This is a genomic window from Nocardiopsis sp. B62, assembly GCF_018070675.1.
In the GTDB taxonomy this organism is placed as follows: Bacteria; Actinomycetota; Actinomycetes; order Streptosporangiales; family Streptosporangiaceae; genus Nocardiopsis; species Nocardiopsis prasina.
The window spans coordinates 61,163-84,450 of sequence record NZ_JAGPXK010000013.1 but is presented as its reverse complement, the minus strand read 5'-3'; the positions used below and the strand labels follow the sequence as shown (position 1 = coordinate 84,450).

The following is a 23,288-nucleotide window of genomic DNA, read 5'->3' as shown; positions in this document are numbered from 1 at the left end:
GCCCCTACCAGGGGCCGGTCCCGGCGGGGGTCTGCCTTCCCGCCTTGGCGCCGAAGTAGTCCCCGCCCTTGCGCAGCGCGTCGTCGGTGCCCCAGGACTCCTCGGCGCCGACCCGGCGCAGGTGGGGGATGTGCTTGCGGCAGTGGATGTAGGCCTCCTCGACCTGCACCATCATCCACATCTGCGCTCGCTGGCCCGGCATCTGGGGCAGGGGCAGGCCCGGGACGTGCGGGCGCAGGGTCTCGTCCTCCATGATCTTCACCCGGCCGTTCACGTGCAGGCCGATCCGGTCCCGCTCGAAGTCGAGGAACATCAGCCCGATGTGCGGGTTCTCCAGGATGTTGCCCGCGCTGGCGAACACGCCGTTGCCCCGGTACTCCGGGTAGACCAGGGTCCGGTCGTCGATGACGTGCACGAACCCGGGCGGACCGGCCCGGAAGCTGGAGTCGCACTCGCCCCGGGCGTCCGCCGTGGCGACGAACAGCATCTCCTGCCGGGCGATGAAGTCCTTCATGACCGGGTTCAGGTGGTCCAGCATCTGGTCACTGTAGAAGCGGTCGGCCCGCTCGGCGGTGCCCATGACCGCCTGCACGTGGCGTTCTCCCTCGGTCCCGGGCGTACGGTTCTGATGGCTCTGACTCATGAACGAAGGCTTTCGACGGGGTGAGAGGAGGGGAGGGGGTGGCGTGGGGCCGCGTCAGCGCCGTCGGTGGGACGCCCGTGCGGGGTTCGGGGCCTCTTCGGCCCCGGCGATCATGTTCGCGGTGATCCACTGGTAGACGAGCACCCAGGCCGAACTCATCGAGGACGACCAGGTGGGGGAGACCTCGCTGACCGCGCGGACCAGGGCACGGCCCACGTGCGGGTAGTGCTCGGGCAGCACACCGAGTTCGATGCGGTGCTGTCGACCCAGGCGGCGCAGGTAGTGGGCGACCTCGTCGGGGCTGTCGAGATGTCGCACCACGGACAACAGGGCGTCGGCCATGCGCTGCTGCTGGGGCTTGATGTCCTCGGAGAACATGCCCCGCACCTCGGGGACCATCGAGAAGAGGTTCTCGTAGAAGGACCGGGCCAGACGCGTGGAGCCCTCGGGGATGTCCACACAGGACTGGCGGACCAGTTCGATGATCTCCTGGTCGGGCAACGGCACTTCGGACAGGGAGCGATGGGTCAAGACGGGTCCAGACTTCAGGTGAGCGGGGAGCCACGGAACGCGATGGGGGAGCCGTGTACCGAGGTTCGGGTTCCTCTGGCTGTGGTCTTCCTCCGCGGGGGCGCACGCGATCCCGCGGGTGCAGCGCCGAAACGGTTTCCGTTCGCGGCCTCGCCGAGGCCCGGAACCCGGAGACGAAAAGGGCAGGTCGGAGTGAGGGGGACCTGACCACCGTGAATCGGGCTGTCGAGGAGGAACTGTAACAGAAGGGCTACGTGAGACAGGGGTTTCTCTCTGTAACCCCAGTTGGACCGGGCCCCTGGGCCGACCCGCGCGTCCTTCCCCGCCGACGACGGGGGCGGTAGCATTCCCGCCGTGGTCTGGACCACGATCCTGCCCGAGGCGACGGAAACGAGACACCCTGTGGACACACCACGACGGCTCCTGCTCGTGGGGACCTACACGCCCGACTCCGACCCGCCCGGCAAGGGCGAGGGCGTCCACCGTGTCTGGTTCGACCCCGAGACCGGAGAACTGACCTCGGACGGCGTCGCCGCCCGCACGACCGGACCCTCGTTCCTCGCCTTCCGGCCGGACCCTCCCACGGTGTACGCGGTCAACGAGCGGGCCGAGGGCTCGCTCACCGCCTTCCGGGTGCACGGCGACGCCACACTCACCGAACTCGGCTCCGTGCCCACCGGCGGAGGCTCGCCCTGCCACGTCCGCTACCTGGGCCCCGAACGGGTGGCCGTGGCCAACTACGCCGACGGTGTGGTGACCCTCCAGCCCACGGGTGAGGACGGAGCTCCCACCGGACCCCGTCGCGAACTCGCCCACCGCGGCCACGGACCGGTCTCCGACCGCCAGGAGGGGCCGCACGCGCACAGCACCGCCGTGGTCCTGGACTCCGACGACCCCCGCCTGCGCTACCTGCTCGCCGCGGACCTGGGCGCGGACGAACTGCGCGTGTACCACTACCCCACCCCGCTCAACGAGGAGAACCAGGGCCCGGCGCCCGCCATCGACGAGGGCCTCCTGGGCACCGTGCGCCTGCCCTCCGGAACGGGACCCCGGCACATGGCGGTCAACGGCCGCCACGTCTACGTCGCCGGAGAACTGGACTCCCGGGTGCACGTCGTGCGCTGGAACCCCCGCAACGGCACGGGGGAGCACCTGGGGTCCGTGCCCGCCGTGGGCGACCCCCTCCCTGACAACTTCCCGGCCGAGATCGCGCTCCACCGGCTCAAGGTCGAGGGCCGTGAGATCGCCGACGGCGACGCCCTGCCGATGACCACCACCTACGAGGGGCGCGTCTACGTGTCCAACCGGGGCGCGGACGCCGTCTCGACCTTCGCCGTCCGCGACGAGGGCGCCCGCCTGGAGCACCTGGCCGACACCCCCGTGGGCGCCTGGCCCCGCCACTTCACCGTGGTCCGGGGTCACAACGGACAACCCGACCACCTGGTCGTGGCCGCCCAGAACGGGGACTCCCTGATGTCGCTGCGCATCGACCCGGACACCGGCGTTCCCAGTGACACCGGCCACCGCCTGGACCTGCCGGTCCCCGTCTGCGTGCTGCCGGTCCCCATCAAACGCATCCAGCGCGCCGAGGCCGCCCAGGGCTGAGATCGAGGGGGATCCCGGGGCCCGGTGCACCCACTGTGACCCGGGCCCTAGGCGAACCCCTACAACACCCGCGCCGAGCTTCTGTACGCCCCGCCCCCTGCCGGTCGACCCCGCATAACGGACAATGGACGGTGACCCGCTCCCGACTCCTCCCCGAAGGTGACCACGCATGCCCACCACCGTGACGGCCCACGTCCGCTACCGGGGACTCACCGCGCGCGACCTCGCACTCGTCGCCGTGTTCGCCGCGCTGATCGCCGCGCTCAGCGTCACCGTCGCCATCCCCATCGGGCCGGTGCCGATCACCCTCCAGACACTGGGCATCATGCTCGCCCCCAGCCTCCTCGGGTGGAAGCGCGGCAGCCTGGCGATCGCCGCCTTCCTGGCGCTCGGACTGGCCGGGCTGCCGCTCTTCGCGGGCGGTCGCGGCGGGCTCTCCGTCCTGGCCGGGCCCTCGGCCGGGTTCATCGTGAGCTGGATCTTCGCCGCCCTCGTCATCGGCTTCCTCACCGACCGCATGGTGGCGCACGGGAGGTACGGCTTCCTGCGGGGCCTGCTCATCAACCTGCTCGGCGGGATCGTCGTCATCTACGCGATCGGCGTCCCCTGGATGGCGGTGGTCCTCGGGGACGGCGCCCTCGCCGCCGCCCTGTCCATGGCGGTCTTCCTTCCGGGCGACATCGTCAAGGCCGTGGCGACCGCGGCGATCGCCAGCGCCGTCTTCCGCGCCTACCCGATTCCCCCGGCGGGCCGCCCGGTCATCGACGACCGGGTCTCCCAGGAGAACGACTGATGCTGCGCCTCGAAGGGGTCTCGCACTCCTACGACGGCCGCGCGGTGCTGCGGGACGTCGACCTCGACCTGACCGAGCACCGCATCGCCGTGATCGGGGCCAACGGATCGGGCAAGTCCACCCTGGCCCGCACCCTGAACGGCCTGGTGCTGCCGGACGCGGGCAGGGTCTCGCTGGGGGAGTGGGACACCCGTCGGCACGCGAAGCAGGTCCGGCGCAGGGTCGGGTTCGTCTTCTCCGACGCCGCCAACCAGATCATCATGCCGACGGTCGCCGAGGACGTGGAGATCGGACTGCGCTCCCTGAAGCTGGGCAGGGAGGAGACCGCTCGCCGCGTGGACGAGGTCCTGGAGCGGTACGGGCTCGGTGACCACCGCGACCACCCCGGACACCTGCTCTCCGGAGGCCAGAAGCAGCTCCTCGCGCTGGCCTCGGTCCTGGTGACCGGGCCCGAGATCCTGGTCTGTGACGAACCCACCACCCTGCTCGACCTGCGCAACACCCGCATGGTGCACCGCACGTTGGCCGGGCTCGAACAGCGGGTCGTCCTGTTCACCCACGACCTGGACCTGCTCTCCGGCTTCGACCGGGTCCTGGTCATGGCCGAGGGCCGGGTGGCGTTCGACGGAGCCCCCGGGGACGCGGTGACCTTCTACACCAAGCTCATGGACCAGGCGGACGGCGCCACGTGAGCGCGATCGGTCTGTACGTGCCCGGCACGGGCCCGCTGCACCGGATCCCCGCCGGGCCCAAACTCCTGGGTCTGCTGGTGGTCGGCGCGGCGCTGCTGGTCGCCGCTGACCCGTGGGTGTCCCTGGGTGCCCTCGCGGCGAGCCTCGTCGTGTATCCGCTGGTCGGCCTGCACCCGCGCCGGGCCCTGGGAGTCCTGCGGGCGCTGTGGCCGTTCCTCCTGGCCATCGGGACGTTCCAGGCGTTGTTCGGCGCCTGGGAGGAGGGGCTCCGGCTCTGCGCCCAGCTCGCCACCCTGGTGCTGCTGGCCAACGCCGTCACCCTCACGACCCGTGTGCGGGAGATGCTGGACCTCTTCGAACGCCTCGCCCGCCCGCTGCGCCACGTGGGGGTGAACCCCGACCGGGTCGCCCTGGTGCTCGCGCTGACCGTGCGGTCGATCCCGATGGTCGCCACCGCCTGGCGAGCCGCACGGGAGGGGTACCGCGCACGCGGCCTGTCCGGGCGTCCCCACCTGCTGGTGGTGCCGGTGATCGTCCAACTGCTCCGGATGGCCGACGCCACCGGTGAGGCCCTGGTGGCCCGGGGAATCGACGAGGAAACCCGCCTGGGAACGGACTGACCCACCGGTACCGATTCGGTATCGGACGGGTGATTCGCGCTGGTTGTCCGGGGATAATGGCCGTGAGACCCCCTCAACGGTGCAACCGGTGATCGTGTGCCCCGGCCTCCCTCCACCGATCGACGAACCCGGTCCGTCGCGACCGCCGTCCTCGTCGCCCTCCTGATGGGCACGTCCCTGCCCGGCGCGCTCCCCGAGATCGAGGCAGTGCCGCCCGGGGCCGCGCGGATCGCCCAACTGGCCGCCCCGCCCCGGCAGCCGCCCACCATCGCGCTGGGAGGCACGGCCCTGCCCCCGGACGAGCGGGCCGCCCTGACCGAACGCGTCGAGGCCCTCGACGCCGAGCACGCGGCCGAGTTCGGGATCGCGGTCCAGGACCTGCGGACCGGCACCACCTTCAGTCACCAGTCGCACCAGCGGTTCCCCACCGCGAGCGTCGCCAAGCTGACCATCCTCACCATGCTCCTCATGAACGCCGAGGAGGAGGGCCGCGCACTCACAGAGGACGAGCTCGAACGAGCCGAACGGATGATCAGGTACAGCGACAACTCGGTCACCGACCTCCTCTACTCCCGGCTCGGCTTCACCGACGGGTTCCGCCGTCACTCGGAGCGCCTCGGGTTCACCGGCACGGAACCCGACGCGGGTGGGAGCTGGGGCGCCACGAAGACCACCGCCGCCGACCAGGTCCGCCTGCTGCGCGCCCTGTACACCGACGAGGGGCCGCTCTCCGAGGACGACCGCGCCCACGTCCGCGGGCTCATGGAGTCGGTCGCCCCCGAACAGGCTTGGGGAGTCTCCGCGGTCGCCGCCCCAGGGGACACCGTGGGGGTGAAGAACGGCTGGACTCCGAACGGGTCCGACGGCGGCGCGTGGATCATCAACAGCGTCGGACACGTCCGCGGACCCGACCGCGAGTACCTGGTGGCGGTCCTGTCCGACGGACACCCCGGCTACACCCAGGGCATCGAACTCGTCGAGGAACTGGTCACCGAGGTCACCGAAGCCATCGAGGCCACGCCTGGCCCCCGCGACGACCTCGCTCCGGCCACCGACCCTCACTCCGAACGTGGGGCAGCGGTCGGCACCGGGTGCCCGGGCCCCCGACAAAGAGCGCGGACCACGGTGCGTGGAGGGGGCCCGAACAGCACGTTGTGTCAGGGTGAGGAGACGAGGGGTAATGATCCACGGGTCCACCACTGGGGAGACGGCGGAACATGGATGGCTACGGGGTACAGCTCGGGTTGGTTCTGGCCCTGGTCCTGGTCAACGCGCTCTTCTCGGGCAGTGAGATCGCACTGATCACCCTGCGCGAGGGGCAGGTCAAGCAGCTGGCGGCACGCGGGGCGGGCGGCAGGGCCGTGGCCCGCCTGGCCGGAGACCCCAACCGCTACCTCGCCACCATCCAGATCGGCATCACCCTCGCGGGGTTCCTCGCCTCCGCCACCGCCGCCGTGTCCCTCGCGCGTCCGCTCGTCGAACCCCTGGGCTTCCTCGGTGCCGCGGCGGCCCCGGTGTCGGTCGTCCTCGTCACGGTCGTCCTCACGTTCGTGACGCTCGTGCTGGGGGAGCTCGCGCCCAAACGCGTCGCGATGCAGCGCGCCGAGACCTGGGCGCTGGCGGTCTCCCGCCCCCTGGACCTGATGGCCACGTTGTCCCGCCCGGTGGTGTGGCTGCTGAGCGCGTCCACCGACCTGCTGGTGAGACTGACCGGCGGTGACCCCGAGGCCGCCAGGGAGGAGATCTCGGAGGAGGAGCTGCGGGACATGCTCGCCTCCCAACGCGGCATCACCCAGGAACAGCGCACCATCATCACGGGTGCGTTCGAGATCGACGACCGGCGGCTACGCCAGGTGGTCGTGCCGCGCGGGGAGGTGTTCACCATCCCGGCCGGGACGCCGACCGGCGACGCCCTGGGGATGCTCGCCGAGCACGGGCACTCCAGGGCGCCGGTGGTGGCCGAGGCAGACCTGGACGAGGTCCTCGGCGTGGTGCACTGGTCCGACCTCGTTCGGGGCTCGGGAAGCGTACGTGAGGTCGCTCGGGAGCCGATGCTGCTCCCCGACTCGCTGGTAGTGTCCCTGGCCCTCGAACGGATGACCGAGCAACGCGCGCAGCTCGCCGTGGTGGTCAACGAGATGGGCTGGATCGAGGGGATCGTCAGCCTGGAGGACCTGCTGGAGGAGATCGTCGGGGAGATCTACGACGAGACCGACACCGACGTCCGCGTCGTCCGGCGGCACGAGGACGGGTCGATGACGCTGCCGGGTACCTACCCGGTGCACGACCTGTCCGACCTCGACCTGGACCTCCCGGACCCGCCGGAGGGCGACTACGTCACCGTGGCCGGGTTGATCCTCGCCGTGCTGGAGCACATCCCCCAGAGGGCGGGGGAACGGGTGGACTTCGGCGGTTGGACGGCCGAGGTGGCGCAGACCAACGGCAGGACCATCACCGAGGTGCTTGTTCGCCCGAAGCCGGAAGGACCGCACTCCTAGCGCCCCGGCGCCGGAAGCGGGATGGCCGGTTCCGGCCACGTGAATCACGAAGGGAGGGCGCCCCGCCGAAAGGGGACACCCGCCCTGTGGCGCGGGACCGGTCAGTCCAGGGGGCCGCCCGCGACGTACAGGACCTGCCCGGACACGAACCCGGCGTCCTCACCGGTGAAGAACGCGACGGCGTTGGCGATGTCCTCCGGGTAGCCGACCCGCTGGACCGGGATCTCGGCCGACTTGAAGGCCTTCATGTCGTCGTAGTCGATGCCGATCCGCTCCGCGGTGGCGCGGGTCATCGCGGTCTCGACGAACCCGGGGGCGACCGCGTTGCAGGTGACGCCGAACTTGCCCAGCTCGACGGCGAGGGTCTTGGTGAAGCCCTGGAGCCCGGCCTTGGCCGCCGAGTAGTTGGCCTGGCCCCGGTTGCCCAGCGCGGAGGAGCTGGACAGGTTCACGATCCGGCCCCACTTGGCGGCGGTCATGTGCGCCTGGGCGGCCCTGCTCATCAGGAACGATCCGCGCAGGTGCACGCCGAGGACCGTGTCCCAGTCGTCGGTGGACATCCTGAACAGCAGGTTGTCGCGGAGCACACCCGCGTTGTTGACGAGGATCGCGGGCGGGCCGAGGCGTTCGGCGACGGTGTCGACCGCCGCGGCGACCTGGTCCTCGTCCGAGACGTCGCAACCCACCGCGACGGCCGTGCCTCCGGCGTCGGTGATCCGGTCCGCGACCTCCTGGGCGTCGGACTCCCTGAGGTCCAGCACGGCGACGGCTCGGCCCTCACGGGCCAGACGCTCGGCGGTCGCGGCGCCGATACCACGGGCCGCGCCGGTCACGATCGCCACACGAGGCGTTGGGGACATGGTGTTACCTCCGTAATTCGTGTGCTGGGCGCTGGGGAATCCTATCCACATGCCTACCGGTCGGTACGTCCCCGGGTGGTGGTTGCGCCGCACTTGCGAAACACCTGGGTAACGCCTGCGCGACAGCTCTTCGATACCTCCCACCTGCGCAGCGGCAATCCTTTCGGGTTCGTGTCCGCGTTTGCCTGCACTTTGTCGGGGCGTGGCCTACGATTGCCTCCAACGCCGAGATGCACGTGCATTCGGGTCGTGCACCGGCACGGGCCTCCCCATTCGTCGGCGGCCCGGCGCGAAGCGTCAGTGAGGAGTTGAAGGGCATGGAGTGTGCGGAGGTGGTGGCGAAGCCTACCGGCGCCTGGTGGCTCAGGGTCCTGACCCACGGTTCGCGTCGTTGGAACACCCCGGTCTGCGGAGACCGGCACGACGCCGTCACGTGGACCTTCGAGCCCCGTCCCAGGGCGGTGGCCGCCGCGCGCGAGATTTCCGCGGCCCTCCTCCTCGAATGGCGGATGGAGTACTTGTCCGGTGATGTGGCGGTGGTCGTTTCCGAATTGGTCACCAATGCGGTACGGCACGGTGGACCCCTGGCCTTGACCAGGCAGGGCGAAGCCGGTATTCAGCTGTCCCTCATGCGCAGCGGCGGTGAATTCATCTGCGCTGTTCGGGACGGCGGAGATCGCTTGCCCCACAGAAGGGAAGCGGAGCCGAGCATGGAGGGTGGCAGAGGGCTTGCCCTGGTGAGCGCTTTCGCGCGAGAGTGGGGAGTGATTCCCACGCCGCCCGGCGGAAAGTTCGTTTGGGCGCAATTCGTGTGAGTCGATGACACGGCCCCCGTTCTCGGGGGCCGACCGCTTGGCGGCCCCCGGAAGATGTCCACCCAGCGATCCGACGTGTCGCAGGGGTTGACGGGACCGATCCGTGGGCCGGGCGGGACGCGGGCTATATCGTGTACGTGTAGTGTCCGGACCGCCCGGCAAAGGGGTTCGGTCGACCCGATACCCTTGTTCGGAGAATGACAGAGAGGCGGCGAAGGTGGATATCGCTCAATTGCGTCAGGGGAGTGGACCCACCGTGCGTCGCATGCTCCTCGGGCACCAGCTGAGGAAGCATCGGGAGCGCAGCGGCCTCACGCGCGAGGCGGCCGGTGAGAAGATTCGCGCCTCCGCCTCCAAGATCAGCCGCATGGAACTCGGCCGGGTCGGATTCAAGGCCCGTGATATCGAGGACCTCCTGAAGTTGTACGGCGTCACGGACCGCAAGCTGCTCAAGCAATTCCGGGAACTGGCCGCCGAATCCAACAAGCCCGGTTGGTGGAAGGAGTACGGCGACGCCCTCCACAAGTGGTTCATCCGCTACGTGGGCTTCGAGGAGGCAGCCGACCAGATCCGGATCTACGAGTCCCAGTTCGTACCCGGCCTGCTCCAGACCGAGGAGTACGCCCGCGAGATCATCTCCGGCGGGGTCGAGACGGACATGGTGACCGAGCAGCGAATCCAGGCCAGACTCACCAGACAGAAGCACCTGGAAGCCGGGAAGAAGATGTGGATCATCCTCGACGAGGCGGCCGTGCGCCGTCCCATCGGGGGCAGGGAGCGCGGCCCGGCGATCATGGGTGGCCAGCTCCGTCACCTGATCCACCTCTGCGAGAACCACGAGAACGTCACCCTCCAGATCATCCCCTTCGAGGTGGGCGCGCACGCGGCGGAGGCCGGTTCCTTCACGCTGCTGCGCTACTCCGAGTTCGAACTCTCCGACATCGTCTACCTCGAACAGCTCACTGACGGCGAGGTCATCGACAAGCCCGCCACGGTGGAGGCCTACACCAAGGCCATGACGCGGCTCAGTGTCTCCGCCGCCACCCCCGACGAGACCCTCTCCTTCCTCAAGGACATGTTGAAGGACCTCGAAGGCAACTGACACCGGTACCGAGGGCGCCCCCCGCCCGGCCGGTCCACACACGCGTGAAGGGCTCCGTCCGTTTCGGACGGAGCCCTTCGGTGTTCGTGGAGGCCCTGCGACCTGGGAGAGAGCAAGGGTGAGGCGTACCAGGCCGTGGCTGACGCACCGCCCCGGGGTGCGCCGATCAGGAGCCGGGGAACACGTCCTAGCCGAGCAGGTTGTCGAAGTCGCCGTCCTTGGCGCCCAGGATGAGGCAGTCGATCTCCTCCTGGGTGTAGACCAGCGCCGGTCCGGTCGGGAAACGCGAGTTGCGCATGGCGATCGAACCGTCGTTGAGGCGGGCCATCTCGACGCAGGCACCCTGTGAGTTACTGCGCTTGGCCTTCTGCCAGGAGGCCTCGGTCAGCTCGGTCGCGCGGATGCCGTTGTGTGCGGTCATGTTCGTCTAGCTCCTTGGTCTCTCTGAGGGGATGTGCGTACCGATGCACTACCAGATGCACGTGCATCGGACTGACACTCTTCCGAGCATAGCGTGACCATCGCCACTTGTCCGGGGCTTTGTGAGGATGTAAGCGCCATGTAATCGAGATGCCTTCAGTGCCTGATCAAACCCATTCCGATGCAGGTCAGGCCCTATGTGACAATCGCGGAACCGTTATTGGAAAGGACGCTCGGCGTCGAATGTCCTGTGGTAGCAAAAGGCCCCGCCGGTCATCCGACGGGGCCTCGTTGGGGGGTGTGCGCACCCCCTCGACTCACTCGCAGGAGAGCGCGGCGGTCAACGCGTCCAGGTTGCCGAGCATGATCGACGGGTAGTCGTCGCCGGGTGACCGGTCGGTGACTCCCTCCAGCGGATCGAGCACCTCCACCCGCGCGCCGGTCTCCGCGGCGATGGTGTCGGCGGTGGCGGCGGGCATCAGCGGTTCGGTGAAGATCGTCGTGATGTCGCGCTCCCTGACGACGTCGGTGATCGCGGCGATCTGGGCGGGGGAGGGCTCCGTCTCGGGGTCCACTCCACTGACCCCGATCTGCTCCAGGTCGTACTGCTCGGTGAGGTAGGTGAAGGCGGTGTGGCCGACCACCACCTCGCGGTGCTCGCAGGTGGCGAGGCCTTCCTCGTAGGCGTCACCGATGGTGGAGAGCTCGCCGACGACGCGCTCGGCCCCCTCCTGGTAGCGGTCGGCCCCCTCGGGGTCGATCTCGCCCATCCGCTCGGCCAGGGCCTCGGCGGACTCCTTCATCAGCTCCACGTCCAGCCAGAAGTGGGGGTCGAGGTCGCCGTGGTCGTGACCGTCGTCCTCGGGGTGCCCCCCGTCCTCCTCGTGGTCATGGCCGTGGTCATGGTCGTGATCGTGGTCGTCCTCCGCGTGGTCGTCCGCGCCGGCGGCCGGACGGAGCTCGACGACGTCGGCCACGTCGAGAGCGGCCTCCTCCGCCTCCTGGCTGACCGCCTCGTCCACGGCGGGCTGGAGCCCCTGGACGTAGAAGGCGATGTCGGCCTCACTGACCTCGGCGATCTGTCGGCCGGTCAGCTCCAGGTCGTGCGGTTCGGTGCCCGGCTCGGTGAGCTGGACGACGGCGACGCCGTCGCCACCGATCTCCTGCGCCAGCCACTCCAGCGGGTACACGCCGGTGACGACGGTCAGGTCCGCGTCGGCGGGGGAGACACTGTCCTCGTTGGTCCCACCTCCGCCGGTTCCGCACCCGGTGACGATCAGGAGTGTGGTGGCGCCGAGGGCGGCGGCGCGCGCGATGGGAGTTCTCATGGACCCATCATCGGGAAAATGAAAACGGTTGTCAATTTGTCTGCTTTGTGGGAAAGCTCCTGGTCAGCCACGACTCCGCCCAGGTGATCGCCGGGCCCCGCTCAGGTGCTCTCCGCGAACCGCTCCACATCGTCGGTGCGGCCGGCCACGACGATCACGTCGCCCTTGTGGAGGACGGTCTCCTGGGTCGCGTAGGTGAAGGACGCGCCCACCCGTTTCACCGACACCACGGTGATCCCGAACTGCTGTCGTACCCGTGTCTCCCGCAGCGTCCTGCCCAACAGCGACTTCGGCGCCCGGGTCTTGCCCAGCGCGAAGCCCGAGTCCAGCACCACGTAGTCCAGCATCCGCCCGGAAAGCAGGTGCGCCACCCGCTCGCCCATGTCGTGCTCGGGCAGCACCACGTGGTCGGCACCGACCTGCTCCAGGATGCGCCCGTGCCTGCGGTTGGTCGCCTTCGCCCAGATCGAGGGCACACCCATGTCCACCAGCAGGGACGTGGCGAGGATGCTCTCCTCCAGGTGGCTGCCGATCGCCACCACCGCCCGCGCGTACTGGGCCGCGCCGATCTGCCGCAGCGCCTCCTCGTCGGTGACGTCGGCGACCACCGTGTGGGTGAGCGCGTCGGCGTAGGTCTGCACCAGGCGGGGGTTGGAGTCCAGGCCGAGCACCTCCCAGCCGCGGTTGACCAGTTCCAGCGCGAGCGAACTCCCGAACCGGCCGAGGCCGATGACCAGCACGCGCTTGTCGTCTGATCTGTCTCGGTGTGGCATGTTCTCTCTCCTCCGGGGAAGTGCCGAGTGGGTCCGGCTCAACCGATGACCGGCCGGGCCTCGGCGAGTTCGTAGCGGCGGTGCCGGTCGCGGAAGGCCAGGGCCGTCACGAAGGTGACGGGCCCGATCCGACCGGCGACCATCAGCACCGCCATCAGGTACTGGTTCCAGGGCGCGAGATCGGGGGTGATCCCGGTGGAGAGCCCCACCACGCCGAACGCGGACACGACCTCGAAGAGCACCTGCATGAGGGAGTACCGGGTGGCGTACAGCATGAGCAAGGTGCTGGCCGCGACCACGGTCGCGGACAGGAACACCAGGCTCAGGGCCTGGCGGATCACGTCATAGGGAAGCTGACGGCCGAAGACGTGCACCCGGTCGTGCGCGCGGACCTCGGCGAGCACCACCAGGAAGATGACCGCGAGGGTGGCGACCTTGATCCCGCCCGCCGTCCCGGCGCTGCCGTTGCCGACGAACATCAGCATGATGGTCAGCAGCAGGGTGGAGTCCTGCATCTCGCCGGTGGGCACGGAGTTCAGGCCGCCGCTGCGCGGCATCACCCCGGCGAAGACGCCGTCGGTGATCCGGGCCCACCAGTGCAGCTGCCCGAGGGTGTGGGGGTTGTTCCACTCCATCGTGGTGACCAGCAGCGCTCCCACCACGAACAGCAGGCTGGTGGTGGCGACGGTGAGCTTGGTGTGCAGGGTCCAGCGGCGCGGGGTGCGCAGCTGGCGCCGCAGCTCCAGCAGCACGGGGAAGCCGATGCCGCCGAGGATCGAGGAGAGCGCGATGGGGAAGAGGACGAACGCGTCCCCGGAGAACCGGACGAAACTGTCGGGGTACAGGGACATCCCGGCGTTGTTGAACGACGAGATGGAGTGGAAGACGCCGGAGTAGACGGCCTGGCCGAAGGTGAGGTCGTAGCCCAGCCACATGCGGGGGGTGATCAGGAGGAAGGTGATCGCCTGGCAGACCAGGAAGATCGTCAGGACCCGGCTCACCAGCCCGCGCACGTCCCCGACCCACAGGGTGCGCATCTCGGCCTGCACGTTGAGCTGCATCCGGAGCCCGAACCGGTGGATCACGGCGGTTCCGAGCAGTGAGGCCAGGGTCATGATGCCCATGCCGCCCGCCTGCATCAGCGCCAGCACCACACCCTGTCCGAACCCGCTCAGGTCGTCACCGATCGAGACGACGCTGAGCCCGCAGACCGCGAGCGCCGAGGTCGCCGTGAAGAAGGCCTGTTCGAAGGGGAGGCCGCGGCCGTCCGTCGTGGCCCACGGAGTGCTGAGGAGCAGTGCACCGACCAGGTCGACGGCCACGAACATCAGCAGGAAGACCCGCGCGGGCTTGAGCCAGGCGCGGGGCTCCCGCGTGACGTGTCGTGTGGTGGCCGGGCCCCGGTTCCGTACCGCTCCCCGCAGTGAGAAGGCGCCGCGTGCGAACCATCGCAGCGCCCTGGGGCGACGGCGTGCGGGCGGTGGGTTCACCGTTGACGTGCCTGGTGCTCGGGGCTGCGTGACACGGGCTCTCCTCGCTCGGGGACCCACACAATTCTGCCAAAGCCACGCGGTCCGGGCACGCCGCCCCACCGCGAGGAGGGGGAGCCCCTCAGGGGTGCCGGGCGCCCTCGTGGTCGGCGTGGCCCGGCGGTTCCAGCTGGAGGGTGGAGTGTTCCACGTCGAAGTGCCCGGTCAGGCACTCGTGCAGTTCGTCGAGCATCTTTCCGGAGTCCCGCAGGTCGTCCTCGGCGACCACCACGTGCGCGGACATCACGGGGACCCCCGAGGTGATGGTCCAGGCGTGCAGGTCGTGAACGTCGATGACGGCCGGGTGCCCCATGAGGTGCGCGCGGACCTCGCTCAGGTCCATGCCCTTGGGCGTGGCCTCCAGCAGGATGTGCACGGCCTCCTTCAGCAGCGCCCACGCGCGGGGCACGATGATCGCGGCGATGCCCAGGGAGACCAGGGTGTCCGCCTGCTGCCAGCCGGTGAGCCACACGATCAGCCCGCCCACGATCACGCCGACCGAGGCCAGGGCGTCGCTCATGACCTCCAGGTAGGCGCCCTTGACGTTGAGGCTCTCCTTGGCGCCGGAGCGCAGGACGAACAGCGCGACGATGTTCATGACCAGGCCGAAGGCGGCGACGGCCACCATGCCGAGCCCGGACACCTCGGTGGGCTCGCTGAGCCGCTTGACCGCCTCCATCACGATGAACGCGCACAGGGCGAACAGCACGATCGCGTTGACGGCGGCGGCGAGGATCTCGGCCCGTTGGAAACCGAAGGTGCGCTTGCTGGTCGCGGGACGCGCGGCGATCCACACGGCGGCCAGTGCCAGGGCGACCCCGAAGGAGTCGGTGACGGTGTGTCCCGCGTCGGCGAGCAGGGCGAGGCTGCCGCTGAACACGGCGCCGGTGACCTGAACGACGGCGACGACGAGCATCAGCCCCAGGACCAGGGCCAACTTCCTGCTGTTGGCGGCCCCGGCGGTGATCGGGCCGTGGTCGTGTCCGGCGCCCATGGGTTCCCTCCTCGGTTCGGCGAGCGGTGGCGTCGCCACGCGTCGCGGCGGTCTGCTGCGGCGGGCCCGGGTGATCAGCGGGCCCGGGTGTTCCGGTCAAACAGTTCAGCCTTCACTGTTTATACAGCGTGGGCTGTCTATACAGCAAACGATGTACAATGATTTTCATGTTGACCTCCGAGCAGCGCCTCTCCGCGATCCAGCGTCTCGGCCGTGCCCTGTCCGACCCCACTCGGTGCCGCCTCCTCCTGGCCCTGCTGGAAGGGGCCGACTACCCCGCCGGGCTCGCCGACCGGCTCGGCCTCACCAGGCAGAACGTGTCCAACCACCTCGCGTGCCTGCGCGACTGCGGACTCGTCAGGACCCAGGCGCGCGGACGCCAGGTCAGCTACGAACTCGTCGACGCGTCCCTGGCCCACGCGCTGGAGGACCTCCTCGGTGTCGTCTGGGGTACCACGCAGCCCCACATGACCCTGGACTCCCAGGGGGAACCAGGGGAACAGGCGCCGGTCGTCTGAGTCACCGCGCCGCGCCGTCGTACGCCCCCGGCCCGCCGGGAGGGTCGCGGCCTCCCGGCGAGTTTCGGTGGGCCGGAAACAGCCATGTGATGTCCGTTACAGGAATCCGTGGGTTCTGAGTGCACGAACACACACTTCGGGATGGGTGACCCGCGACTTTCCGCGGACGTCCCTAACTTTGGTCGGACGGGACCCTGACAGAAGGCTGACATGTCCCTGAGAGATCCCTGAACTCCCTTGTTCCGCTCAACTTCCGATATAACGCGACGTATGGTGAGTGGTGCGCCCGGCGGATGCGCAGCCCCTCGCGGGCCCCGTACCAGGCGGACGAACACCCCGCATCCCCCACACCCACGTCCTCGCGGATCGGCACCGAGACCGCACGGGTGAGCGCGCGCTCGACAACGAACGCCGCACACCCCGGTCCGGCCGTCCCACACTCGGCGAGCTAGGAGCGATCACCTCTCATGTCCAGACAGGCCCCAACGGCCCTCCGCGCGGAACACCCCCCGACTCGGGGCTCCGCCCACCCGGCGGAAGGGACGAACGCGTGAACCGGCTTTCGGTCATGTCGCTCGGCAACCGGGCGCTGGTCCTCCTCATCACCCTGGCCGTTCTGCTCTTCGGCGTCCTCGCGGCGATGTCGTCCAAGCGTGAGCTCTTCCCCGAGATGTCCCTGCCGATGGTGATGGTCTCCGCCCAGTACCAGGGCGCCACACCGCAGGTGGTCGAGGGACAGGTCACCGAGCCCCTCGAACAGGCCCTCCAGGGCGTGGAGGGGGTCGACACCATCACCTCGACCTCCACCACCGGGTCCGCGCAGATCATGGCGGAGTTCGACTACGGCCGCGACCAGGACGCCCTGGTCCGCGAGACCCAGGTCGCGGTCGACCAGATCTCCGGTCTGCTCCCCGACGACGCCTCCACCTCCGTCATGGCCCTGAGCATGGACATGATGCCGGTGATGATGCTGGCCGCCAGCTCCGAGAACGGCGACGAGCAGTCGATGGTCGCGTCCATCGAGAACGTGCTCATCCCGGAACTGGAGTCGGTCCCGGGTGTGCGCTCGGCCAACCTGTCCGGCGTCCCCGAACAGCGCGTCGAGGTCACCCCGGACGAGGACGAGCTCTCCGACGCCGGGATCAGCACCCAGGACCTGGCCGACGCCCTGGAGTCCAGCGGCCTGCTGATGGCGGGCGGCAGCATCGACGAGGACGGCCGCAGCCTGAGCGTCACCACCGGTGACCAGCTCACCAGCCTCGAGGACATCGAGGACGTGTGGGTGCAGCCCTCCCAGGGCGCGGACCCGTCCGCGGCCATGCCCGGTGCCCCGCCGGCCCCGGCGCCCTCTCCCGTGCAGATCTCCGAGGTCGCCGACGTCGAGATGGTGACCGAGGACGCCTCCTCCATCGCCCGCCTGGACGGCGACCCCAGCGTCGCGCTCATGGTCATGGCGACGCCGGACGGCAACACCGTCGAGATCTCCGACGGGGTCCAGGACGTCCTCGACCAGCAGTCCGACCTGCTCGGCGACGACATCAACCTGGCCGTCGTCTTCGACCAGGCGCCCTTCATCAACGACTCGATCACGGACATGTTCGAGGCCGGTGCCTACGGCCTGGCCGCCTCGGTCATCGTGATCCTGGTCTTCATGCTGTCCATCCGCTCCACCCTGGTGGTGGCGGTGTCCATCCCGGTGTCGGTCCTGGCGGCCTTCGTCGGCATGCAGGTGTTCGGGTTCACCCTGAACATGCTCACCCTGGCCGCGATCACCATCGCGATCGGCCGGGTGGTGGACGACTCCATCGTGGTGCTGGAGAACATCCGCAGACACATGGACTACGGCAAGGAACGGATGACCGCCGTCAAGGACGGTGTCCGCGAGGTCGCCACCGCCGTGGCCTCCTCGTCCTTCGCCACCATCGCCGTGTTCCTCCCGCTGGCCTTCGTCGGCGGCATGGTCGGCGAGATCTTCATGCCGTTCGCGGTCACCAGCAGCCTGGCCCTGGCCGGCTCCCTGCTCGTCGCCCTGACCATCACCCCGGTCCTGTGCTACTGGTTCCTGCGGCCCGCCGAGGTCGGGGACGCCAGCCGCGAGGAGATCGAGCGAGCCGCGCACCAGCGCGAGATGCGCACCCCGCTCCAGCGGGCCTACCTGCCGGTCATCCGGTGGATCACCACCAAGCGCAGGGTCGCCACGGTGGTCACGCTGGCCGCCTCGGTGGCGATCTTCGGCGGCACCCTCGTCATGGCCGCCAACTCCGAGACGGACTGGCTGGGCGAGGCAGAGGAGAACACCTACACGGTCATCCAGGAGCTCGAACCGGGCATGTCCCTGGAGGCCGCCGACGCCGAGGCCGTCAAGGTCGAGGAAGCCCTGGCCGGGATGGCCTGGATCGAGACCTACCAGGTCAACATCGGCGGCAACCCGATGATGGGCGGGGGCGGCGACCAGATCGACTACACGATCACCGCTGACCCCGACAGTGACCAGCTCCGCAACCGCGACGTCCTGCGGGACACCTTCGACGACCTCGACACCGAGTACCCGCCGCGCATGGACTCCACGGGCGGCATGGGCGGCTCGGGCATCGAGGTCCGCGTGACCGCCGAGGACCAGGACACCCTGGTCGAGGCGGCCGGGATGATCGAGGACGAACTGCGCGGCATCGACGGCGCGGACGACGTCACCAGCGGTATCTCCCAGTCGCAGCCCGCGCTGGAGGTGCACGTCGACGGTGAGGAGGCCGCCGAGTACGGCCTCAACGAGAGCATGGTCGGCCAGACCGTCTCCGCCGCCTTCAACGGCCGCGACGTCGGTGACGCCACCATCGAGCACATCCGCCGCGACGTCGTCGTCCTGGTCCAGGACGCGCCGGGTACCGTGGTCGAGCTCGAGGAGCTGCCGATCACCACGCCCACCGGTGAGGAGATCGAACTCGGCGACGTCGCCGAGGTCACCGAGGTCGAGCAGCCGCCGGAGCTGACCCGCATCGACGGTGTCACCAGCACCACGGTGTCGGCCAACCCCACCGCCTCCGACCTCGGCGCGGTCAGTGTCGAGATCACCCAGGCGCTGGACGGGATCGACCTGCCCTCGGGTGCCACCGCCAGTCTCGGCGGTGTCAGCCAGGACCAGACCGAGGGCTTCGCGCAGCTGGGTCTGGCACTGCTCGCCGCGGTCATCATCTGCTACCTGATCATGGTCGCGACGTTCAAGAGCCTGATGCAGCCGCTCATGCTGCTCATCTCGGTCCCGTTCGCCGCCACCGGTTCGCTGGGCCTGCTGATGCTGACCGGCACACCGATCGGCGCCGCCGCCCTGATCGGCATGCTGATGCTCATCGGCATCGTGATCACCAACGCCATCGTGCTGATGGACCTGATCAACCAGAACCGGAAGAAGGGGATGGGCCTCAGCGAGGCCATCGTCGAGGGTTCGCGACACCGCCTGCGCCCCATCCTGATGACCGCGGTCGGCACCATCGCCGCGCTCGTCCCGATGGCCACGGGCCTGGCGGGCGGCGGAGCCTTCGTCTCCGCCCCGGTCGCCCTCGTGGTGATCGGTGGTCTGGTCACCTCGACCCTGCTCACCCTGATCCTGGTCCCGGTCCTCTACCAGCTGGTGGAGGTGCGCCGTCAGCGGCGCGAGGCCAGGTCGGCCGCCCGTCAGGAGCGGCGCCGCGCCAGGCGCCGTGCCCGGGCGGAGGCCAAGGAGTCGGGCGACGGCACCACGGCCGACGGCGAGACGGGTGACGTCCCGCAGGAGCGGGACACCACCACCGGAGGAACCACAGGGAACTAGCTCCCACCGGTACGGCACCCAACAGGAGGGTGCCCCGCACGCGGGTCGTGCGGGGCACCCTCCTCGCGTTCGTCGGGGCGTCGGACCAGGTCCGGAAGGTCGCGGGAACCCGGGCCCCGGAGTCCGCCGGATGACCGAGAAGCCCTGTGGGTCAGGGGATCCAGGACCCTTCCTCTGTGTCACCGGTATGTCGATTTGTGCTATCCGCCCAGTCCAGGCAGGCTTCCCCCCATGGATGATTCGAAGAAGAGCCTGGATGACCTCGTTCGCGACGAGCTCGGAGACGAGCCCTCGCAGGAGGCCAAGGACTACGCACGCGAACTGTACGAGCGCTACCGGCTGCCCGCCACGGACACCGGTGTGACCACCGCTGACCCCAAGGGGGCCGCACCGACCACGACTGACGACTAGGACAGCACACGCCCCCGGCACGGCGACGCACGGACCTCACGACCGGAAACGCCCTGCTCCGGAACCGCACCGGCTCCTCAGCCGGACCGATCGGACTCCTGGTCGTCGCCGTCCCACACCAGCTCGAACCACACCTGACGGCCCCGGCCGTCGTGGCGTGGTTCGGTCCCCCACTTACTGGCGAGCGCCTCCACCAGATCCAGACCCCTGCCGTGTTCGGCGGTGTCGTAGGGATCCCGGTGCTGGGGCGTGGGCGCCTCCGTCGTGCTGCCCAGGTCACGGACCTCCACCCGGGCCCACCCGGGCGCGCGCCGAACGCACACCTCGAACTTTCCGGTGGCGCGGCCCGAGTCGCTGTGCGTGATGGCGTTGGTGGCGAGCTCGCTGGTCAACAGCGTCGCCGTGGTGACCTCCGGTGAGACCGCCAGCTGCCGCGCGACGAACCTGCGCGCGTAGGAGATCTGGCTGGCCAGACCGGGGAAGCGCCGACGCACTGGACGGCCCTCGGTTGTGGATCGGGACGGGGTACTGCTGGACTCTTCCATGGGACTGGCCGGACGTTGGGGACGGTGGAGAGGGGCCGACGCCGTCGGGAGGTGCGCGGGCACTGGTCGAGGGGCTGCGGTCTCACACAAGTGGGTTCACTCCCCGAGGACGTGTGTTCGCGGGCAGGGCCGAACTGGCGCCTGGCCCTGGACGCGTCCATGCCCGGAACGGGTCACGGCGCGGGATGCAGACACGGGGCGAAGCCCCCGGGAGCAGGGAGGGACACGGCTCGGTGCCGCTGGGGACGCGGCACGAGGGCGACGGCATGCGGTGGGGGAGAAGCCGCGGGGCTTCACACGGGACGGTGACGAGGCCGAAGGGCCGGCCGTGGAGGATGGTCATGTGTGGTGTGGGGTGTGCCCTACGACACTGAAGGGCCTAATCGCGCTCAGCATACGCTCCGTGCCTCCTTGACGACCCAGCCGACCTGCTCCGGACAGGGTAACCCCCTCTGAGCTGCCCAAAGAGGGTTCCGCTCGGGTAGGTGGGCCTGACGGGGGTCGGATATCGGCGGGGATACGCGCCGCTGCGCCGGTTCAAGGTCGAATAACGATTTGGTGAAGACCTCCCGAAATTTGCCGCTTGCCTCGGTCTTGCGCGTGGCGCGGATCACCCGAGAAGGTAGGAGGCATGGCCTCGCCCACCCCCGACCCCCTGCCTGTCGGCCTCGGCGTCGAGATCGACCGCGCCGTCCGACTCACGGACGAGGGCCACGCCCTCGTCGGCGGTTCACCGCCCGCTGCCCTGCGTCTGCCTCCCGAGGGCGTCAGCTCGGTCATCCGCTGGCTGAGCGGAGCCACGCCCGACCGCCATGGTGAACGCCGGATCGCACGTGCGCTGGTCGACGCCGGCCTGGCCCACCCCCGGCCCACGTCGGAGGCCCGGCCTCCCGGCGTGCAGGTCGCCGTGATCGGGGCCGAGCGCCACCTCGAACTGGAGGCCACCCTGGACGGGCTCCGGCAGGAGTACCCGGACCTCAGACCGGTGGTGGTCGGCGCCACCTGCCTGGGTGCCCAGGTGGCCCGCGCCAGGGGCCTGCACGTGGTGCCCGGGCCCATGGACGGCGCCGAGGCCCGGGCGGTCGCGCTCAGGGTCTGCGACGCCCCGGTGGTCGCCCTGGTGGACGCCGGAACCCGGCCCGCCCCCGGCTGGCTGGCCACCGCCCTCGGTCACTTCGCCGACCCCGGTGTCGCCGCGGTGGTGCCCCGGGTTCTCGCCGAACGGGTGCGGAGCGGCCCCCGGGGGATGTTCGTCGCCTCCCTCAGCGCGCTCCACGCCGACCGGGGACCCGACCCCACGTCGATCCTGCCCTGGGGACACGGCCCCGGCCGACCCGCGCCCACCCACGGTCCGGCGGCGTCGCCGGAACCGGTGCCCGCCCTGTTCGTGCGGCGGGGCCTGGTCGACCCGGACCCCTCCCTCGGCGCGACGGCCGACGTGGACCTGCTGTGGCGTCTGGCCGAGCGGGGGTGGACGGTGCGGTACGAGCCCCGGTCGCGAGTGCGCACCGTGCCGCACACGGACCTGCGCTCGCATCTGCTCTCCCGGTTCGAGGCCGGGGCGGCGGCCGGGCCACTGACGCGCAGGCACGGCCGGGGGGTCGCCGGCCCCGAGCTGCCACTGTCCGGCGTGGTCGGCCTGGGCCTGGCCCTGTCCGGTCGGCCCCTGGCCGGTCTCGCGGTGTGCGCGCTCGGGGGAGCGGCGACCGCGCGCGAACTGGTTCGGGAAGCCGGGGTCCCGGCCGGGGACACGGTGCGGCCGGTGCTCGTGGACCTGGCCCACACGGTGCGGACCGGAGCGAGGTTCGCGCGGACGGCCCACTGGCCGCTCGTGGCAGCGGTGGCCGTCAGCGGCGGGGTGCTCTGGGCCCGCGAACGCCCGAGCGGCCGTGTGGACCTGCCCCCGGGAGTCCGGCGTGCGTCGGGTACCGGCAGGGACGGGCGGACGGGGCGTCGGGCGCTGGTCGCCGCCGCCGTGCTGACCGTGCCGCACCTGCTGTCGTGGCGGCGACGCCACGGTGTGGCCCCGGTGGGGCCACTGGCGTGGACCGGTCTCTCCGTCGCCGGTGACGCGGCGCGCTCGCTGGGCACCTGGTGGGGCGCGGTGCGGTCCGGTTCCCCAGCCCCGTTGGTACCGCGTGTCCGGCCGCCGGTGTTGGCCACGTCACTCGAATCCGTGCAGGTGGCAGGGGGTGCGGAGGGCGCCGTTCGTAAGACGGCTTCAGGGGCGATGCTTAGCCCGTGTTAACGCGTGTTACCCAAGGTCACCTATTCGGGGGATGCGGCGTGGAACGGAAATCGCCGGAGATCGGGATTTCGGTGACGGATAGTAATGATTGGGCGTGCTGGTCCGGTCCCGGTCGGCGTGCGGAGAGGGACCGTTTCCGGCGTGTTGCGAACATTGATCGGTCGGGTGGCGAATCGTCTCGGGGTCGGTTTTCCGTAAACGACGTTTACGTGATCCGTGCTCGAAATCCACATAGGCCCAGTTCAGTGCGGTTGTGTGACGCAATGGAGTTGAGGTGCTGCGTTGCGTGTCAGGCTTGACAATTGCATGCGAACTTGCTGCCCACATTGCCACCGTTGTCCTTTCTTGATGCGGTGGTTACCGGCAAGTGTCTAGTGATCCCCCAGAATCTTGACATTCCGGTCACTGACCGTGAACTGGAATCCAGTGTGTTTCGGCGGTCACTGGGGGTGATCCCCGCGGTGTCGGCAGAGCTTGGGCGCTTACCCGGACTAACCGATCGGAGCGCGCGAACCTTGCCCGACCCGTGTCACTCCGCGTGCTGGTGACCCACAACAG

20 protein-coding genes and 1 pseudogene are annotated in these 23,288 nt (G+C 69.8%); 12 read left to right on the top strand and 9 right to left on the bottom strand.

All coding sequences use genetic code 11. From position 1 onward, the window contains the following. Positions 1–4: 4 nt before the first annotated feature. Together KBX21_RS15860 and KBX21_RS15855 are read right to left on the bottom strand one after the other, a co-directional pair. Positions 5–643: a pyridoxamine 5'-phosphate oxidase family protein gene (locus KBX21_RS15860; protein WP_049576873.1), complete on the bottom strand. Its 639-nt coding sequence runs from the start codon at positions 641–643 to the stop codon at positions 5–7. A gap of 54 nt (positions 644–697) precedes the next feature. Beyond that, positions 698–1,174, bottom strand: a complete 477-nt coding sequence (locus tag KBX21_RS15855; RefSeq protein ID WP_049575151.1) for a globin domain-containing protein — start codon at positions 1,172–1,174, stop codon at positions 698–700. A 402-nt stretch (positions 1,175–1,576) separates the two neighbouring features. Between KBX21_RS15855 and KBX21_RS15850 the strand changes: the two genes are divergently transcribed. From KBX21_RS15850 to KBX21_RS15825, 6 genes and pseudogenes are all read left to right on the top strand, one after another. Continuing rightward, a complete protein-coding gene (locus tag KBX21_RS15850) occupies positions 1,577–2,779 on the top strand; it encodes a lactonase family protein (RefSeq protein ID WP_210842403.1) in 1,203 nt (400 codons plus the stop codon). Between the two features lie 169 nt (positions 2,780–2,948). Continuing rightward, positions 2,949–3,572: a biotin transporter BioY gene (locus tag KBX21_RS15845; RefSeq protein WP_049575145.1), complete on the top strand. Its 624-nt coding sequence runs from the start codon at positions 2,949–2,951 to the stop codon at positions 3,570–3,572. Further along, on the top strand, positions 3,572–4,264 hold the full coding sequence (locus KBX21_RS15840; protein ID WP_210842363.1) for an energy-coupling factor ABC transporter ATP-binding protein: 693 nt from the start codon (positions 3,572–3,574) through the stop codon (positions 4,262–4,264). Before KBX21_RS15845 ends, KBX21_RS15840 begins: the two co-directional genes overlap by 1 nt. After that, positions 4,261–4,884, top strand: a complete 624-nt coding sequence (locus tag KBX21_RS15835) for an energy-coupling factor transporter transmembrane protein EcfT (RefSeq protein WP_210842362.1) — start codon at positions 4,261–4,263, stop codon at positions 4,882–4,884. The genes KBX21_RS15840 and KBX21_RS15835 overlap by 4 nt, the downstream gene beginning before the upstream one ends. Positions 4,885–4,980: 96 nt before the next feature. Beyond that, positions 4,981–5,937: pseudogene (locus tag KBX21_RS15830) on the top strand (serine hydrolase); the annotation flags it as partial. 164 nt (positions 5,938–6,101) lie between these two features. Then, on the top strand, positions 6,102–7,382 hold the full coding sequence (locus KBX21_RS15825) for a hemolysin family protein (RefSeq protein WP_210842361.1): 1,281 nt from the start codon (positions 6,102–6,104) through the stop codon (positions 7,380–7,382). A 101-nt stretch (positions 7,383–7,483) separates the two neighbouring features. On the opposite strand, the gene fabG is transcribed toward KBX21_RS15825, so the two are convergent. Further along, a complete protein-coding gene (gene fabG / locus KBX21_RS15820; RefSeq protein WP_210842360.1) occupies positions 7,484–8,242 on the bottom strand; it encodes a 3-oxoacyl-ACP reductase FabG in 759 nt (252 codons plus the stop codon). A gap of 317 nt (positions 8,243–8,559) precedes the next feature. Between fabG and KBX21_RS15815 the strand changes: the two genes are divergently transcribed. Both KBX21_RS15815 and KBX21_RS15810 read left to right on the top strand, forming a co-directional pair. Next, positions 8,560–9,057, top strand: coding sequence for an ATP-binding protein (locus KBX21_RS15815; RefSeq protein ID WP_049575129.1), 498 nt, complete (start codon positions 8,560–8,562; stop codon positions 9,055–9,057). A gap of 265 nt (positions 9,058–9,322) precedes the next feature. Then, positions 9,323–10,159: a helix-turn-helix transcriptional regulator gene (locus tag KBX21_RS15810; RefSeq protein ID WP_049575125.1), complete on the top strand. Its 837-nt coding sequence runs from the start codon at positions 9,323–9,325 to the stop codon at positions 10,157–10,159. Between the two features lie 187 nt (positions 10,160–10,346). Here KBX21_RS15810 and KBX21_RS15805 read toward each other — a convergent pair whose 3' ends face one another. From KBX21_RS15805 to KBX21_RS15785, 5 genes are all read right to left on the bottom strand, one after another. After that, on the bottom strand, positions 10,347–10,580 hold the full coding sequence (locus tag KBX21_RS15805) for a DUF397 domain-containing protein (RefSeq protein WP_017543722.1): 234 nt from the start codon (positions 10,578–10,580) through the stop codon (positions 10,347–10,349). Between the two features lie 316 nt (positions 10,581–10,896). Further along, the gene (locus KBX21_RS15800; protein ID WP_210842359.1) at positions 10,897–11,907 is read right to left on the bottom strand and encodes a metal ABC transporter substrate-binding protein; all 1,011 of its coding nucleotides are present in this window, start codon (positions 11,905–11,907) and stop codon (positions 10,897–10,899) included. 101 nt (positions 11,908–12,008) lie between these two features. Next, complete coding sequence (locus KBX21_RS15795; RefSeq protein ID WP_049575119.1) at positions 12,009–12,680, bottom strand: TrkA family potassium uptake protein; 672 nt, start codon at positions 12,678–12,680, stop codon at positions 12,009–12,011. A gap of 38 nt (positions 12,681–12,718) precedes the next feature. Next, complete coding sequence (locus KBX21_RS15790; RefSeq protein ID WP_053107305.1) at positions 12,719–14,008, bottom strand: TrkH family potassium uptake protein; 1,290 nt, start codon at positions 14,006–14,008, stop codon at positions 12,719–12,721. A gap of 283 nt (positions 14,009–14,291) precedes the next feature. Beyond that, complete coding sequence (locus tag KBX21_RS15785) at positions 14,292–15,203, bottom strand: cation diffusion facilitator family transporter (RefSeq protein ID WP_049575116.1); 912 nt, start codon at positions 15,201–15,203, stop codon at positions 14,292–14,294. A 167-nt stretch (positions 15,204–15,370) separates the two neighbouring features. On the opposite strand from KBX21_RS15785, the gene KBX21_RS15780 reads away from it, so the two are divergent. The 3 genes from KBX21_RS15780 (at position 15,371) to KBX21_RS15770 (ending at position 19,937) form a co-directional block, all read left to right on the top strand. After that, positions 15,371–15,721 (top strand): helix-turn-helix transcriptional regulator, encoded by a 351-nt coding sequence (locus tag KBX21_RS15780; RefSeq protein ID WP_199776618.1) that lies wholly within the window; start codon positions 15,371–15,373, stop codon positions 15,719–15,721. 568 nt (positions 15,722–16,289) lie between these two features. Continuing rightward, positions 16,290–19,526 carry an efflux RND transporter permease subunit gene (locus tag KBX21_RS15775; RefSeq protein ID WP_210842402.1) on the top strand — a complete coding sequence of 1,079 codons (3,237 nt, stop codon included), beginning with the start codon at positions 16,290–16,292 and terminating at the stop codon, positions 19,524–19,526. A gap of 231 nt (positions 19,527–19,757) precedes the next feature. Further along, positions 19,758–19,937: a hypothetical protein gene (locus tag KBX21_RS15770; RefSeq protein ID WP_210842358.1), complete on the top strand. Its 180-nt coding sequence runs from the start codon at positions 19,758–19,760 to the stop codon at positions 19,935–19,937. A 77-nt stretch (positions 19,938–20,014) separates the two neighbouring features. On the opposite strand, the gene KBX21_RS15765 is transcribed toward KBX21_RS15770, so the two are convergent. Continuing rightward, positions 20,015–20,482 carry an ATP-binding protein gene (locus tag KBX21_RS15765; protein ID WP_199776617.1) on the bottom strand — a complete coding sequence of 156 codons (468 nt, stop codon included), beginning with the start codon at positions 20,480–20,482 and terminating at the stop codon, positions 20,015–20,017. Between the two features lie 631 nt (positions 20,483–21,113). Here KBX21_RS15765 and KBX21_RS15760 point away from each other — a divergent pair. Next, the gene (locus KBX21_RS15760; protein WP_210842357.1) at positions 21,114–22,730 is read left to right on the top strand and encodes a glycosyltransferase; all 1,617 of its coding nucleotides are present in this window, start codon (positions 21,114–21,116) and stop codon (positions 22,728–22,730) included. Positions 22,731–23,288: the final 558 nt, after the last annotated feature.